This window comes from Chryseobacterium sp. BGARF1 (assembly GCF_001677955.1).
Classification (GTDB): Bacteria; Bacteroidota; Bacteroidia; order Flavobacteriales; family Weeksellaceae; genus Chryseobacterium.
The window spans coordinates 1-16,114 of record NZ_LELA01000012.1 but is presented as its reverse complement, the minus strand read 5'-3'; the positions used below and the strand labels follow the sequence as shown (position 1 = coordinate 16,114).

General features: G+C 34.1%; 12 protein-coding genes. 6 read left to right on the top strand and 6 right to left on the bottom strand.

The window, feature by feature from the left end; translation table 11 throughout:
- Positions 1-251 precede the first annotated feature (251 nt).
- From AB671_RS02560 to AB671_RS02535, 6 genes are all read right to left on the bottom strand, one after another.
- A complete protein-coding gene (locus tag AB671_RS02560) occupies positions 252-1,769 on the bottom strand; it encodes a DUF6850 family outer membrane beta-barrel protein (protein WP_066675014.1) in 1,518 nt (505 codons plus the stop codon).
- Between the two features lie 31 nt (positions 1,770-1,800).
- Positions 1,801-3,027, bottom strand: coding sequence for a DUF4876 domain-containing protein (locus tag AB671_RS02555; RefSeq protein WP_066675017.1), 1,227 nt, complete (start codon positions 3,025-3,027; stop codon positions 1,801-1,803).
- Positions 3,028-3,053: 26 nt separating this feature from the next.
- The gene (locus tag AB671_RS02550) at positions 3,054-5,813 is read right to left on the bottom strand and encodes a TonB-dependent receptor (RefSeq protein WP_066675021.1); all 2,760 of its coding nucleotides are present in this window, start codon (positions 5,811-5,813) and stop codon (positions 3,054-3,056) included.
- Positions 5,814-5,939: 126 nt separating this feature from the next.
- Complete coding sequence (gene murB / locus AB671_RS02545; protein WP_066675023.1) at positions 5,940-6,953, bottom strand: UDP-N-acetylmuramate dehydrogenase; 1,014 nt, start codon at positions 6,951-6,953, stop codon at positions 5,940-5,942.
- A gap of 42 nt (positions 6,954-6,995) precedes the next feature.
- Positions 6,996-7,475 (bottom strand): hypothetical protein, encoded by a 480-nt coding sequence (locus AB671_RS02540; protein ID WP_066675025.1) that lies wholly within the window; start codon positions 7,473-7,475, stop codon positions 6,996-6,998.
- Between the two features lie 10 nt (positions 7,476-7,485).
- A complete protein-coding gene (locus AB671_RS02535) occupies positions 7,486-8,691 on the bottom strand; it encodes a pyridoxal phosphate-dependent aminotransferase (RefSeq protein ID WP_066675028.1) in 1,206 nt (401 codons plus the stop codon).
- Positions 8,692-8,956: 265 nt separating this feature from the next.
- Here AB671_RS02535 and AB671_RS02530 point away from each other — a divergent pair, with 265 nt between their 5' ends.
- The 6 genes from AB671_RS02530 to AB671_RS02505 form a co-directional block, all read left to right on the top strand.
- Complete coding sequence (locus AB671_RS02530; protein ID WP_066675031.1) at positions 8,957-11,437, top strand: GEVED domain-containing protein; 2,481 nt, start codon at positions 8,957-8,959, stop codon at positions 11,435-11,437.
- A gap of 118 nt (positions 11,438-11,555) precedes the next feature.
- Positions 11,556-12,011: a DUF1801 domain-containing protein gene (locus AB671_RS02525; RefSeq protein ID WP_066675045.1), complete on the top strand. Its 456-nt coding sequence runs from the start codon at positions 11,556-11,558 to the stop codon at positions 12,009-12,011.
- Positions 11,971-12,642: a YiiX/YebB-like N1pC/P60 family cysteine hydrolase gene (locus AB671_RS02520; protein ID WP_082987216.1), complete on the top strand. Its 672-nt coding sequence runs from the start codon at positions 11,971-11,973 to the stop codon at positions 12,640-12,642. Before AB671_RS02525 ends, AB671_RS02520 begins: the two co-directional genes overlap by 41 nt.
- A gap of 262 nt (positions 12,643-12,904) precedes the next feature.
- Positions 12,905-13,210, top strand: a complete 306-nt coding sequence (locus AB671_RS02515) for an NIL domain-containing protein (protein WP_066675034.1) — start codon at positions 12,905-12,907, stop codon at positions 13,208-13,210.
- A gap of 420 nt (positions 13,211-13,630) precedes the next feature.
- Positions 13,631-14,182 carry a LemA family protein gene (locus tag AB671_RS02510; RefSeq protein WP_066675037.1) on the top strand — a complete coding sequence of 184 codons (552 nt, stop codon included), beginning with the start codon at positions 13,631-13,633 and terminating at the stop codon, positions 14,180-14,182.
- A 3-nt stretch (positions 14,183-14,185) separates the two neighbouring features.
- On the top strand, positions 14,186-16,114 hold a 1,929-nt coding region (locus AB671_RS02505; RefSeq protein ID WP_066764716.1), incomplete at its 3' end, for a DUF2207 domain-containing protein.

Here is a 16,114-nt window from a genome sequence, read left to right as displayed (position 1 = left end):
TGATAAATTTCTTAATGCAAAGTCTGCAAATGTTTTCTATTACTAACTGTTTTATCTTAATTTTGACTATGTCGAATTTTCGATTTCTTAATTAAAATAAACTTTGTTTATTCTATTTTTAAACATTAAGTATTTCAGTTAATTAAGCCCGATAATGTTAAGAAATCAATGCATTGATTTTGATTAAGATTTTAAGCTAAATGGTCTCAATTTCTTAATGTTAAAAATATACATCAAATTTAAATAGCCCCTTAGAATGTAATTCCTAAACTTGCGCCGACAAAATTATTGTTTTTTTTCTGAATTTTCTGTGATTGATATTCTGCACTTACAAAAAATGCCGGAAGTTTCTCCAGTTTAATGTCGTATCTTAAAGATGCACCAAAAGTACTGATGTCGCTCGCCTGAAATTGGTAATCCTGAAGAACCCAATCATTGATGGCAGCATTTCCAACTGATGTAATGGCAGAAATTGATTTATTTACAACTCGTTTTGTGAAAAAAGGACTAAAGCTTAATACTTGATTTTCGTTTAATTTTTGCTGGAAATCTGCATTAATTCCAAAATAATTGTAAACGAATTTTTGCCCCGAAACCGGATATAATCTTCTTTCTTTAATTTCCTGATGACTGAAAAATGGTGTTGCATTTAACGTAAAATTATCTTTTGAGAATTGATACATCAGTTTAAATAAAGAAGCATAAGTCTCATTGCGATAAGCTTTTCTCTGAAAAATTTGTTCTGTACGCTGGGTGTTGATAGAATAACCAAACTCAGTCCCTGTCTTTACAGAAGCAGAGTAATTGGCGAAAATTCCGAATCTGTGATGGTTGTTTAGATTGAAAAACTTGGCACCTTCGAAAATAAACTGCTCGTTCTGTAAGTCTGATGCTTCAAAAAATTGATTATTTATTTGAATATTTTTGGTGTTTTTAGAATTTCCAGCAATGGCTTGAATATAAAAATATTTTCCTGCTTTATTGTTAATCTGAGCTCCTACTTGGTAACCTAATTCTTCAAATGCAATAGCATTTTTTCCTCCGTTAAAAAAGTTGTTAGAATATCCTAATCCTACCATTTGGTAGAGGTAAGGATTTCCTAAAAGACTCACGAATGAGATGCTGCTGTTTTGGGTATATTTATTTAATCTTGCAAAAACGCCGACTTCATATTCTCTGAAAACGTTGTAATTTAAGCCTAGATTTACATACAAATCTGATGTTGTATTGTTAATTCTCGGGTCTCTTGAGCGGTAACCCAATTGTGCGGTATAGTTGGCTTCAAGTCCTAAAGTAAAACGGTTGAATTTCTCAGAATAACCTCCTGCAAAAGAATATCTTTCCAATTTTAAATCTCCGCCTACAGAATCTGCCAAAACATAAGGCGCAACGCGATTAAAATCGAGATTTTCGTTCCATTTAATATTTAATTGTTTTAGACTTTCGTAACTCGCTTTTCCCCAAACTGCTCTTTTTTTATTGAGTTTTTGAAAAGAGTTGACGTAAATTTTTAAACCTTTATCTCCTGAGCCAAGCTGTTCTCTGTAAATATCTTTTTTTTCTGAATGATAACCAATTCGGAATTCTGAGAAAGAAGTAGAACTATAATCCGACATGGAAGCCGGATTATAGTAAAACTGAGATTTTAAATTTCTTTCCGCACTGTACTGATTGCGATATTTATTAAAAAAATCAAGGCTGTCTTGAGCTTTCAACAAAGAAGAGCAAATAACAAATAGTGCTGCGAAAGAAGTTTTAATATTGAACATAAATATGTTTTAAATAAATTTTAAACCGAGATTAATGTACAATCCCGTTTTTTAAGCTCGGTTGAGAGTCTTTTACAAAATCTGAAGATGAGTTGTTGGTGTCTTTGTAAACATTTTTGCCTTCAGAAGTTTTTCCGATTACTTTACGTCTTACAGATTTTCCGTAACGTGTTGCGTCATTATCCATAGAACCCACTGACGTCCAACCAGCATCTATACTTGCTGATGTAAGGGTCTGAACAAAATTGGTAGGGATACTGTTATTTACTCCGTCAATAATCCAAGAGTTTGGAATTTTGTATCTGCTCACTGGTTTTACTACTCCTGCACTATTTACGAACGTGTAATCGTATTTCTGATTTTGAAGGAAGGTATTTCTATCTTCTCCTGCAGGAAAACGGGCAATTACATAGCTTTCAAAACCTCTGTTGTGAAGGAAAAACATATTGTAAGTCATTTCAGTGTAAGCAACATCTACATTTGGCACACTAGGATTATCTACCTGTCCCAAAGTGGGATTTGTAGACGGGAATTCCCAATCAGCGTTTTGTAAATTATAAGCTGTTGAAGTATTTTGTGAATGATTGATTGCATTGTCAGCCACAACAATAAAGTCACCTGGCTGAACCCATTTTTTTTCAGTGCTTTTCAAAATCATTATTGCCTTTACAGGAAAATAATCATTAATATTGTATGGTGTCGGATTATCGTTTGATGTTGTGTAGAAATTAGATTGCCCGATAATTAAATTTGCGGCATCTAAAACTTTGTCAGTGTTATTGGTGATTTTAAAATATCTGCTTGAATTGTAGTTTTTATTATCCGGAGTTCTTACTCCTGTAAAGAATACTTCTTCTATAATAAAATCATTACCAAATCTTTTTGCTAAAAGCGGAATAGTGATATTGGTAGCATTTACTTTAATATCAGTAACTGCAGTTGCTCCTACATTGATCTGTTCCGAATCTGTTTTCACAACAATCCCGTTTACGGTAATGTTGTAAGATCCGAAAGGCAATTCAATAGAATGCGCATTAGTGTTTTGAATTGTAAATTCAGTTAGAGTTCCTGTATTGATTTCTTTAATTGAAATATCTAAAGTTTTGTAAGTTGCAATCTCTTCACCTGTGAAATTCATTGTTAAAACTCCTGTCTGAGAAACAGATTTTCCAAAATCATCATCGCTTGAGCAAGATGTTGTCGTAAATCCTGTTACTAAAGCTACTGCTAAGCTTAGTAATAAAACTCTTTTTTTCATGTCGTTTTCTATTTGTTTAAATTATATTAAAAATTGTAGGTTAATTCCATCCCGAAATAAGGTCTGTTTGTTCCTTTTCTTTCAATTTTTAAATTGTTGAAATAATAAGGTGCATTATAATTGAAGATTCGGGTGACAAACATGGAGGTTCTGATATCTTTATAAATACTTTTGGTTACTTTTAAATTGGCTCCGAAAGTAAAAGTATATTCTCTTGCTAAATTATCTGAGGTTGAGACATTTCTTACCAACCATTGTTTGTAAGTATCGGTTTTATCTGCTTCGGTAAAAGGATGTATAATGCCGTCAATTCCATAGTAAGATATTGGTTCTGCAATTCTTTGATCATTCCTGTTATAATCGAAAAAGCTTCCCTGAAATGATGCAGAAATCGTTAAATCCAGTTTAGGGATATAAGTATCAACGAAAAGGTTGTAATTCATGTTAGAATTCACATAGCCAGTATCATTTTGGTAAATTCCGTAGTAAGGAAATCCGTCCGATCCTATCGAAGCAGTAGGCTGCTCAATGACAGGGATGGAGTTTCTATATTGTGTTTTAAAATAAGCACCGCTTAAAGTAAATCTTGTGTTAATAGCTTTGATACGTGGAGAAGTGTAACCGAATTCAATACCGTTTTTAATGGTTGCACTTCCGTTTTCAGTTAAAGAATAGTTGGCGTTGGTTTTTTTTTCAATGTATGGGGTGTTGGCTAAATTAGGTCCGTTATTCCACTGCGAAAGATCAACTTGTGAAGCATCATATTGTTTATAAGTATGTAAAACAGTATGTTTCATCTGACGGAAACCATTGCTCATATCTTCCTTGAAATAAGTTAAAAATATGCTGTGATTTTTGTACGAAAGATCTAATCTGATTTCTTTTTTGATGCTTTTTGCTGCTTCTAACGCTTTATTTTCAAGATTCTGAACATACGTCATGAAATTTACATAACGATATTGCGCATCATTGTGGTAATAATTCAGTTGAGTATAATCCCAATATTTTCTATTCGGATACAACATCAAAAGAGTAGGTTGTTTATAAAATTGTCCGTATCCTAAAGTAATATCTGTTTTTAAAGGAGAATTATTGATCATTAAATGAGGAAGATTATACTGTAGATTTATTCTTGGTTCTACAAAAATTTTCTTGCTGATCGCATAAGATTTGTCGATTCCCATTTGTTTTGAGAATCTTAATCCTGTGTATAAGGTAAACTTATGCTCATCAACCGCAAAGCTCATCTGATCTCCTAAAAATGCAGCCATCAAATTTGAGGCAGGAATGTCGTTAAAAGGTCTCGGTCTTAAATTGTTTAATTCAGCTGCATAAGGTGAATTCATATCGTAAATCAAACCTCGTCCGTTGTTTTTAGAATATCTCCAGTCTAAACCGGCTTCATACTGATGATTGATCCCAAAAGTATTTCTTGTTCCAGTCGTTTGAAGGAGAGCTGTAATGTCAAGCGGTTTTCCTTCTGTACTATACTCGCTGATATATCGTAGAACTGGAAAAACTCCCACATTTTCTCCCTGTTCTGTGGCTAAAGAAAAAGATCTTGGTCCCGACAATTGTACCAATTTTGTCTGATCTATTTTTTCAAATCCCTGTCTGATTGCAGTATTTAAAATAATTTTATCAAAAAATGAAGATTTCTCTAAACTGTATAAAAAGTTATTGGTGAAACTAATTCTTGTTCTGGTTTGTTTATAACGGTCAATATCCGGAACACCATTATCCGGATCATTTTTTTTGGAATCTATATTTGATGAAAAATCAATATTTGAACGCCATTCTAAAGGATTAGACCAAAGATTTCCTTTCTTTTTTGAACGAATAGAAGCGGTTATTCTCTGGTAGTTTTCGAAATTATCCGTCGGGTCAGCTTTAGAATCTAAAAAATCTGCACCAGCACTGATTTGCCAATTGTCATTAATTTTAAAACCTTTTCCTACGTAATATTGTTTGCTAAAACCGTCTGCTTTAAATCTCGCCTGTAAAGGAGATTCGCCGATTTTTCTTTCTATTTTGATTACGCCAGATGTTAAATCTCCATAAGATGCTGAAGGAATTCCTCGGATAATTTCTACTTTTTCAATATCATTGGTTGAGATAGTTCTCATGTCAACTCCTGTTGTTGCAGTTTCTCTAGCTTCAGGTGAATATCCAAATTGTCTGTTGTCTAGTGAAACCTGCATATCTGCATTAGAGTTGATGACATTTCCGTCTATCATAAACTGGACTCCAAGGGATGAAGTATCGTATTTTCCAGGTTCGTTACTCAAACCCCCTCTATTTTCACGAAGTAGTGGTCGGTTATTTACACTTAATGATGGAGTTTTTGCCAATCCACCCGGTAAAAGTTCCATCAGGTCTGTAAAACTTGAAGGCTGTAAATGTTCCATTGCTTTTCTGTCGATAATGGTTTTTGTCGTTAAACCTTTCCCCTCTTTCGAGAAAATAATAATCTCTTCAAGTTTATCTACAGGTTGAAGCTGGAAATTGAATGTTTTTGAACTATTTAGATTAACATCAAACTCTTTTTCCTGATAATTAGAGTGAGTGATTTTTATATGATATTTTCCTTCACTTAAAACCAAAATTGCATTACCATTTTCATCCGTAACTGCAGAGTTTTGAGAACTTTTTACGGTAACACCTTTTAGTTTTTGTTGATTTTCACCGGAAATACTGATGCTTAATTGTAATTTCTCGTTTTGAGCCAATAAAAGTTGAGAGCCCGAGAAAAAAAGTATTATAAATGTTAAAAGCCTGATCGTCATTATTTTAGTTTATCGAAAGCAAAATCGACCGCAAAAATAAGAATTAAATCTACGGATATGAAATTTATTTAGAATAAATTAAAATAAGTGACAAATGTCAGACAGGACATGAGGGAGTTTTTTAGACTATAAAATATTAACCTCTCTTTCCAATTCAATCCCGAATTTCTCTTTAACGGAATCAATAATTAAACTTGAAAAGTCGAAGATTTCTTTTCCAGAAGCATTTCCTGTAGCGTTAATAATCACCAAAGACTGTAATTGATGAGAAGCAACGTTTCCAATCTGTTTTCCTTTCCAGCCGCATTGTTCGATAAGCCAGCCAGCAGGAACTTTTACGAGATTTCCGTTTGGGTATCCTTGAATATTTTCAAATTTTAATTTTAAATCTTTAAACTGTGCTAAAGGAATAGTTGGATTTTTAAAAAAACTTCCGGCGTTACCAATTTTTTTCGGATCGGGAAGTTTGCTTTGTCTGATGTTGATCACCGCTTTTGAAACATCCTGAATTGTTGGATTTACTATTCCTAAATTTTCCAGTTCAGATTGTATAGCACCGTATTCGGTTTTAATGGTGTGGTTTTGAGTGGTCAATTTAAAACTAACTTCTAAAATCACATACTGATCTTTTCCTTCCTGTTTGAAAATAGAATCTCTGTACCCGAATCTGCATTTTTCCATATCAAAAGTTTCTACTTCTAACGTCTTTAAGTTTAAAACTTTACAGTTTACAAAATGATCTTTTATCTCGGTTCCGTAAGCTCCGATATTCTGCATTGGTGAAGTGCCTACATTTCCAGGAATTAAAGAAAGATTTTCAAGTCCGCCATAATTTTTATTCAGGCAAAACATGACGAATTCATGCCAGTTTTCTCCAGCTTTTGCTGTTACTAAAACTTCATTTTCATTTAATAATTCTTCAGAAACTCCTTTTAAATTTAATTGTATTGCTAAACCGTCAAAATCTTTTGTAAAAAGAATATTGCTTCCGCCGCCTAAGAATAGGAGTGGGAGAGTTTGGGTGTGGGAGAGTTTTAGAGTTTCAATTAATTTTTCTACAGTATTTACTTCTACAAAATATTTTGCTTTTGCTTCTACTCCGAAAGTATTGAAAGGTTTTAATGAAAAATTTTCTTGCATTAGATTGAGTAAATGTTTTAGAATTAATTTAAAAATAAAATTTTATTGATATTCCTGAGGAATGATCTTTAAAAGCTCTTGTTTGAAACGAGCAAACTGATTGTAATGAACATCGTTTTGTGCGTTGACGTAAACGTGAGATTTCTTATTGGTTTTGATTTGAAAGCTCTCGTCAATCCCGTCAATCGGTTGAATGCTGGGTGAACTTTTAATGCTGTCTAGATTTTTGATTTTAAAAGAAGAAATCATACTTTTCCAGGTCTCCGGTTTGATGGCGGAATGCCATTCTTTGTGATTCTTGGTTGAGGTCGCTCCCGTTTCGAAATGAATGGAGTCTTTGGTTACTTTTATCACTCTGTAAAAGCCTAGCTGACCACCAATTTCCGATAAGCCAATAAATGTGACCTCTTCAGTTTTAGAATCTGATTTTTTATCAGCAGCTTTTTCACCACATGAAAAAAAAATCAGCAGTAAAAACATTGAAACGAAAATTTTCAAATCACTTATTTTTACTGCCGACATATTTGTATTATTAAAGATTAAACTCTAATTTGTATTGTACAAGTGCATGTTTTAGAATCTCTGCACTTTTTCTTAAATCTTCTTCCTTCAAAACGTAAGCAATTCTTACCTGTTTTTTTCCTAATTCAGGATTACTGTAGAATCCACCTGCAGGCGCAACCATAATCGTTTCGTTGTTTAAAGTATATTTTTCAAGAAGCCATTGTGCGAATTTTTCAGTATCATCTACCGGAAGCTCAGCAACACAGTAGAATGCTCCTTTTGGTTTAGGGCAAATAACTCCCGGAATTTCGTTTAGTAAATCTACCAAAACATTTCTTCTGTGGGTGTATTCTTCTCTTACGGCTCTGATGTACGCTCCGTCATTCTGGTGAGCGGCAGTTGCAGCAATTTGTCCCAAAAGTACTGGGCTTAATCTTGCCTGTGCAAAAAGCATTGCAGCATCGTGAATCTTTTTTGAACGGGTAATTAAACAACCGATTCTTACACCACACATCGAATAACGCTTAGATTCAGAATCGATAATGATACAGTTTTCTGCCAATTCAGGAAAAGCAAGCATTGAAACTTGTTGCTTTCCGTCATATACATATTCTCTGTAAACTTCGTCAGAAATAACAACGATGTCATATTTTAAAGCAATTTCAGCTAATTTCTGAAGTTCTTCACGAGTGTAAAGATATCCAGTAGGATTTCCAGGGTTGCAGATTACGATTGCTCTTGTTTTTGCAGTGATTTTCTTCTCAAATTCTTCAATCGGAGGAAGAGCAAAACCAGTATCAATAGAAGAAGGAATTGCAACTACATTCACATTGAATGTGCTTGTAAATCCGTTATAATTTGCATAATAAGGTTCTGGAATAATTACTTCGTCACCATCATCACAAAGAGTAGAAATGGCAAAATTTAAAGCTTCAGAACCACCATTTGTTACAATGAAATTATCAGGAGTAAGGTCTGTAAAATCTAAAGAATGATAATATTCTGTTAATGCTTTTCTGTACTCAATATTTCCTTCTGAAAGAGCATATTCTAATACTTTTAAATCAATGTTTTTTAAAGCATTCAGAGCAGTTTCAGGAGTTTCGATATCCGGTTGTCCGATGTTAAGGTGATATACTTTTGTTCCTCTCTGTTTAGCCTGTAAGGCAAAAGGGACCAGTTTTCTTACCGGTGAAGCCGGCATCTGTTGTGCTCTGTTTGAAATGTTTGGCATTATCTAAAATTTGTATGCACAAAAATAACAAAATATTTCGGCTCATGAGAAAATATATGAATCGATATTGACAATATTATGCGGTGGATTGTAATTGTATTTTTGATGTTAATAATTCGGAAATTACACAATTAAAAAAGATATAAGTCTTTTTGTTTTAATTATAATATGTTAATATTGTTGATATACTGAAAATAACACAAAATAAGTGTTGCGTTTTTAGATTTAATTCATAGTTTTACGCCGAACTAAATAAAAAATAATTATGAAAGGAAAAAGACTCTTTGGATTGGTGAATCTTTGTGCGCTGTTCTATGCGCCAATGGTATTTGCCCAATACTATCACCCTGTTGCTGTCACTGGATTTACTAAAGATGTAATTGCGAATGGAGTAGGAAATGCTTCTGTAAGCACCACTGCTTCTGTAGATGCAGTAGACTATGCTTATGTAGCAAAAGATTTTCAGGCTACTGCAACAAGCCCCGTTCTCGGTTATGGACTTCCTGTATCTGGGCAATTTATGACTGTTGTCGGTACTACGCCGGGATTAACTTATCAATTGGCTTCCTACAGCAGTAATAATGCTTTAAAACTGAATGCTGTTGCTGATTCTGGAACATTAACTTTTGCTACACCAACCGCAGCATTTAATTTATTTTTCTTAGCAACTGGCGGAAGTGGATCGGGTGTTGTGAGTGCCGTTGTTAATTTTTCAGACGGAACAAGCGAAACATTTACAAGTTTATCAGTCGGTGACTGGTACGATCAGGCAAATTTTGCAATACAGGGAATTGGGAGAATAAAAATTACCACTAATGCATTGGAAGATGGAGGAGGTACAAATCCTAGAATTTATCAGATCCCTTTAACGATATCTTCTGCGAATCAGTCTAAAACTGTACAGAGCATTACTTTTAGTAAGACTTCAGGTACCGGTTTTGTTAACATTTTCGGAGTTTCAGCAAATAGGTATACAACTTGTTTGGCGCCTACTGCGGTTACAGCTCCTACGGTTACAGCAAACTCTGCTACTCTAAGTTGGACGGCTCCTGCAACGGTACCTACAAGCTACAGTATCTATTATACTACTTCTACAGTTGCTCCCAATAGCGCTACTACACCTACGGTATCTGGAGTTACCGGAGTTGCTACAAATATCACAACTGGAATCACTTCTAATAGCAAATATCATGTTTGGATAAGATCAAACTGTAGTGGTAATGTGGGAGAATGGTCTTACGGTACAACATTTACAACTCCTTGTTCTACATTTACAGTACCTTATTCTGAAAATTTTGATACCACATCAACTGGGTCTAGTTCGAATACCAATGCACCAAATTGTTGGTCTTATTTAGAAACAAGTGGATTTGCCGGATACGGATATGTTACCAGCGGTAATTCAAATTCACCATCAAACAGTTATTCTCTTTCTAATACTTCGGCAAGTACAGGAAATCAAATGTTAGTGTCGCCTCAAACGATTGCATTATCTGATGGAACCAAGAGAGTGAAATTTTATGCAAAAGGTAGTGCAAACTATACTTTACAGGTAGGTACTTTAACGAACCCTTCTGATCCTTCTACATTTGTTTCTTTCAATACCACAACGATTACTGCAAATTACGCTCAGTATACTGTTAATATTCCATCGGGAGGAGGCTCTTATTTAGCTATCAGACATAATTTAGGAGGAACTTACAGAACAATTTATCTTGATGATATTACTGTGGAAGCTATTCCATCTTGTGTAGAACCAGTTTCATTGGCGGTTACAGGACAAAATATGACTTCGGTAAACTTGTCCTGGACAGATAGCGCAACGGTTCCTGTAAATAATTATGATATCTATTATAGTACAACCAATACAGCTCCTACTACAAGTACTGTTTTGAATGCTACCAACTCTGTAACTTCTTCTACAACTACAGTTACGGTTCCGGGATTGGCTTCTGAAACGGTTTATTATTTCTGGGTAAGATCTCATTGTTCGGCTACAGATCAAAGTATTTGGGTAGGGTCGGTTAATGCTTTCACTGGATATTGTTTACCATCTTCTTCTAACCAAAATTCTTGGATATCTGCATTTACTTCAACAGGAGCAATTACAAATATGGCATATTCTTCTGCAACTGCAGCTACCGGAACGAATGGGTATAGAAATTTATCTGCAACTACCAATACAATTGCAAATGTTGCAGGAAGTACAACTTCAATTTCTATGACAGCAGGTGGCCCAACTTGTGGAATGGCAGTTTGGGTTGATTGGAATAATGATCTAGTATTCAGTTCTACTGAAAGAATGTATGTTACAAGTACATATGAAACAACTACACCTTCTACTGCGTCAATTGCTATTCCGGCAGGAACGGCTCTAGGAAATTACAGAATGAGAGTAATGTGTGATTACAATGCAACGGCACCTTCTAACGCTTGTGGGCCAACTACTAGAGGAGAGTATCTTGATTTTAAACTTCAAGTTACAGATGCATTAGGAACTTCAGATCTTGCAACAAAGAATAAAGAAATATCTGTTTATCCAAACCCATTCAACGATGTCGTATATCTTTCTGAAACTAAAGATTTGAAAACAGTAAAAGTATTCGACTTAGCGGGAAGAGTAGTGAAAACTATTGAAGGTCCTTCAAAAGAAATCAGTTTAGGCTCATTAAGATCAGGGCTGTATTTGATTACAACATATTTTAAAGATGGTTCTCAGGCTACTGTGAAAGCCATTAAAAAGTAAATTATTTTTGAATTATTTTTTTTTAACAGCCTTGCATTTATGTAAGGCTGTTTTTATTTTTTTGTAAGATTGTAATTTAATAAAGCCTTTTATTTTAAATTTGTTAAAAATTGAAACAATGCAAATTCCATCGACATCAGTAGAAGATTATATCTCAAAAATTCCTGAAGAAAGACAGGATGTTTTCAAAAAAATGTTTGATACGGTCAACGATAATTTACCACAAGGTTTTGAGAAAGGGGTTAGTTACGGAATGGTAGGATGGAATGTTCCTTTAGAAACTTTTCCTGCAGGCTATTATTGTACACCAGGTTCGGCGCTTCCTTTTATGAGTCTTGCTTCTCAGAAAAATTTTATCGCTTTGTATCACATGGGAATGTATGCAAAACCTGAGCTTTTAGACTGGTTTGTAACCGAATTCCCGAAACATTCAAAAAGAAAACTGGATATGGGAAAATCTTGTATCCGTTTCAAAAAAATGGATGAAATTCCTTTTGAATTAATTGCCGAACTGAGTAAAAAAATGACTGTAGATGAATGGATCAATATTTATGAAAGCAATCTTAAAAAATAAATCTCTATTAAACTTAGCTCTCTTCTTTTCAATTTTACTTTTTGTTGTAAGTTGTAAAAATTCTCAGACCTTAGGTTTGAAAAATGGAGATCTGTTGTTTGTTACGGCAAAAGAAAGCGGTTTGTCGGGAGCGATCAATAATGTGACCCAAAAACAGAAAAATGCTTCGTTTGATCATATCGGAATTTTGCAGAAAGATAAAAGCGGAACTTTTGTTCTTCATGCGGCCCCAAAAGGAGGTTCTCAAAAACAGGATCTGAAGGATTTTCTAAAAGATCAGGCGAATGACGGACAAAAAGTTGTTGCTTACAGATTAAAGCCCCAGTATCAGAAAAATATTCCTGATGCAATTGAAAAGGCAAATTCTATGTTGGGAAAACCTTACAATTTCAACTATATTTTAGATGAAAATTCCTATTACTGTTCAGATTATATCGAACGAGCATTTAGAAAAGATAAGATCTTCAAATTAGAACCAATGACTTTCGTTGATCCTAAAACAGGAAAAACAAATGTGTTCTGGGAAGAGTTTTATACTAAAAAAGATCTAAAAGTTCCGGAAGGAGAACCGGGCTGTAACCCAAATGGTTTGGCTGCTTCAGATAAAATTGAAAGAATAAAAGAATTATAATGATCTTTTTTGCCATGAATACACGAATTTAATTTTAACTAGATTGAATTATATTCGTGCATTCGTGGCTTTTGTGATCATTTGAGCCTTATAAAAATGGGAGAAACCGAAAGGCTTCTCTTTTTTTATGTTAAAATTAAAAAATATTAGTCTACTAATTTGGTGGACTAATATTTTTTTATACTTTTGTGAAAGAATTAATGAGAAAATATTTAAAAATATGTAATTCAACAAGTATTATTTAATCAAAAATGTTTTAGTTATGATTACAGCCAATGTGCAGGCTTTGCCAAAAAATGTAAACCTTATCAGAAAAGAACTGATCCTTGAAGTTGAACTGAACGGGAAAATGAAATTCGATCATCTTTTAAATGCTATTTATCAGCAGATGGGAATTTGTTACAAAGTATTAAGCGCAAATGTGGAGTATATGAACGGAAACAATTTTGGCTCATTTCAATTATACATCAATGCAACAGATGAAGAATCTCAGGAATTAGAATTTTTCCTTAATCATAATAAACTCTTGAATACCACTGTCGAATATACCTGCAGAAAGTATTCATAAAGCTGTACGTCCATATAGTTTGAGGAGCGTTCAATTTATTGAGCGCTTTTTTTATTGGATTTTATGTTGAAACATGTGATTTTATTTAGGAAGTTATGACCTAAAGAATCTCTAATTAAATAGTAACATTTAAGCATTGTCAGGCTGAGCGGAGTCGAAGCCTTAAAGGATATATATATAAATCAATTAGTTGATTTTCAGAAATCTGTGTAGTTGAAAACCCTTTGTGTTCTTTGCTGAGTGAAACGCCTTTGCGAACTTAAAAACAGAAAATTGTTAATAAAACTTTGTAAACTTTGCGTTAAAATCAAGCACTGTAACAGATAATAAATAATCAAATTGAATTATTGATGAAATTCAAATTTTTATTCAATTCTCCAAGAAAAAGATTATTTTTAATCTAAATTAAATTACAAAATTATGATTGCACTTATTATTGGTGGTGTTTTGGTTATTGCCTTATTGTACGGAGTATCTATTTACAATCGCCTCGTAAAATTGAGAAATCTCGTTCAGGAAGCTTGGAGCAGTATTGATGTGATGCTTAAAAAACGTCACGATTTGATTCCAAATTTGGTTGAAACGGTAAAAGGTTACGCTACTCACGAACGTGAAACTCTTGAAAATGTTACCAAAGCAAGAAATTTGGCTGTGGGAGCAGATTCTGTGGAAGCTAAAGAAGCAGCAGAAAAAAATCTGAACCAGGCAATGATGAATTTATTTGCTGTCGCAGAGCAATATCCCGATTTAAAGGCCAATGCAAACTTCCAGCAACTGCAAGCTGAGTTGAGTTCAATCGAAAACGATATAGAAAAATCCAGAAGATATTACAACGGAACGGTAAGAGAAAACAATACTTTGGTAGAGTCTTTCCCAAGCAATATTATCGCCAATATGTATAAGTTTGAGAAGTCTAAATTCTTCGAGCTTGAAAATATTGCCGACAGAGAAGTTCCCTCAGTAAAATTCTAAGGAATGAAAAATATTTTCGCATTTCTTTTTCTTATCTTCTTTTGTCTAGGCTTTGCTCAGGAAGCTGAAGGAGCGGTAGCTGTTGGTGAAGAGTCGAGCGGTTTCGTTAGTGGCTCCGAACGAATTGTCAATTTTCATGCAGATATAGATGTTGACAAAAATTCTAAACTGAGCATTACAGAGAAAATAAAAGTTCACAGTCTCGGTCAAGAAATTAAACGGGGGATTTTTCGCACTCTTCCTGTAGTGAGAAATCTCAATAGCCAGACTCAGAAAGTAAAATACAATATTATTTCTGTAAAGAAAGATGGGGTTGATGAAGATTTTCACGAAGAAATTGAAGATGGTTTCCTTAAAGTATATGTCGGAAACAAAGATGTCATCTTATCTCCGGGAGATTACAATTACGAAATAAAATATACCACCGAAAAGCAAATCGGTTTTTTTGAAAAGTATGACGAATTGTATTGGAACGTCAACGGAACAGAATGGAATTTTCCCGTTGACAGTATTTCAGCAACAGTAAATCTTCCGCAAGGAGCCGGAATTATTCAGAATTCTTGTTATAAAGGCGTTTATGGAAGTACTTCTCAGGATTGTATTGCTAAAATGCTTTCAGAACATTCAATTGAATGGAGTGCGAAAAATCTAGGTTCTGGTGAAGGTTTGACGATTGCCGTTGGTTTTAAAAAAGGAATTATGGTTCCACCACCGCCGCCCACTTTTCTTGAGAAATTCGGAATTCTGATTGCCGGAATTATCATCTTTTTAGGACTGCTGTTATATTATTATTCAACCTGGAAAAAATATGGCGTCGATCCTGAAACGCCTACGGTTTATCCACAATTCAACTCGCCCGATGATTTGTCACCGGCTTCTTTAGGTTATATTCATAATGAAAGTTTTAAAAATAAATATCTCACGGCTGCTTTGGTCAATTTGGCTATAAAAGGATATGTGCAGATTATTGAAAATGAAGATGCAGGAGTTTTTGGTTTGTTTAAATCGAAACAGTTTACGGTAAAAAAGCTGAAAAATGCAGATCAGAATTTGCCAAAAGAGGAAATTAATCTGATGAACAGTTTGTTCTCTAATATTTCCGACAGTATAAAATTTGACGGAAAATACGATTCTAAAATCGAGCAAACGGTTCGCAGCTTTCAATCAGCTCTAAAATTTCAACATGATAAAATGCTAAACGAAGGGAATAATTCTAAAAAATTGATCTTACCGATCTTAGTGATCTTAGGAGTTTATTTTCTCGGACTTTTTATAAGTTTTACCATTTTCCCGGAATTTGAAAAAGTGTTTTTAGGAATTTTCCTTCTTGCAGTTTTAACGATAGCTTTTGTGGTTGTAATTATTTTGTTTAAATTTTTCCCTGGTTTATTTAAGATTTTCTTGGTTTTTCCTGTCATTGCCTTTGTTTTTTTAGGAATGCTTATTTATAAAGGAAGCGATTTTACAATCGACAACAATTTTAATATTTGTTATATTTTTATTGTCTTAGGATTCATGTCTCTGGTGATTTATCAGTTTTTAATTAAACGTCCTTCAGAAGAAAAACTGAGAAAGAAATCTTTAATTGAAGGCTTTAAAATGTACATGGGAGCTGCCGAAAATCAACAGCTTAAATTTCACAATCCTCCGGAAATGACGCCGCAGTCTTTCGAAAAACTGTTGCCTTTTGCAATGGTTTTAGGAGTTGATGAAATTTGGGGTAAGAAATTCGATGATCTGCTCAAAAAAATGTCTTATGAATATCAAAGCAATTGGTATGTTGGCTCATCAATGAATCATTTTGCGATGGCAAGTGTGCTTAATTCAAGTTTAACCAATTCTATACAGTCTTCAGCGACACAACCTTCAAGTTCAGGAAGCAGTTCTGGTTCCGGATCTGGTGGCGGCGGTTTTTCCGGCGGTGGTGGCGGT

Coding starts and splice junctions, on each gene's coding strand:
- AB671_RS02560 (WP_066675014.1), bottom strand. CDS start 1,769: ATGTTCAATATTAAAACTTCTTTCGCAGCACTATTTGTTATTTGCTCT.
- AB671_RS02555 (WP_066675017.1), bottom strand. CDS start 3,027: ATGAAAAAAAGAGTTTTATTACTAAGCTTAGCAGTAGCTTTAGTAACA.
- AB671_RS02550 (WP_066675021.1), bottom strand. CDS start 5,813: ATGACGATCAGGCTTTTAACATTTATAATACTTTTTTTCTCGGGCTCT.
- murB (WP_066675023.1), bottom strand. CDS start 6,953: ATGCAAGAAAATTTTTCATTAAAACCTTTCAATACTTTCGGAGTAGAA.
- AB671_RS02540 (WP_066675025.1), bottom strand. CDS start 7,475: ATGTCGGCAGTAAAAATAAGTGATTTGAAAATTTTCGTTTCAATGTTT.
- AB671_RS02535 (WP_066675028.1), bottom strand. CDS start 8,691: ATGCCAAACATTTCAAACAGAGCACAACAGATGCCGGCTTCACCGGTA.
- AB671_RS02530 (WP_066675031.1), top strand. CDS start 8,957: ATGAAAGGAAAAAGACTCTTTGGATTGGTGAATCTTTGTGCGCTGTTC.
- AB671_RS02525 (WP_066675045.1), top strand. CDS start 11,556: ATGCAAATTCCATCGACATCAGTAGAAGATTATATCTCAAAAATTCCT.
- AB671_RS02520 (WP_082987216.1), top strand. CDS start 11,971: ATGAATGGATCAATATTTATGAAAGCAATCTTAAAAAATAAATCTCTA.
- AB671_RS02515 (WP_066675034.1), top strand. CDS start 12,905: ATGATTACAGCCAATGTGCAGGCTTTGCCAAAAAATGTAAACCTTATC.
- AB671_RS02510 (WP_066675037.1), top strand. CDS start 13,631: ATGATTGCACTTATTATTGGTGGTGTTTTGGTTATTGCCTTATTGTAC.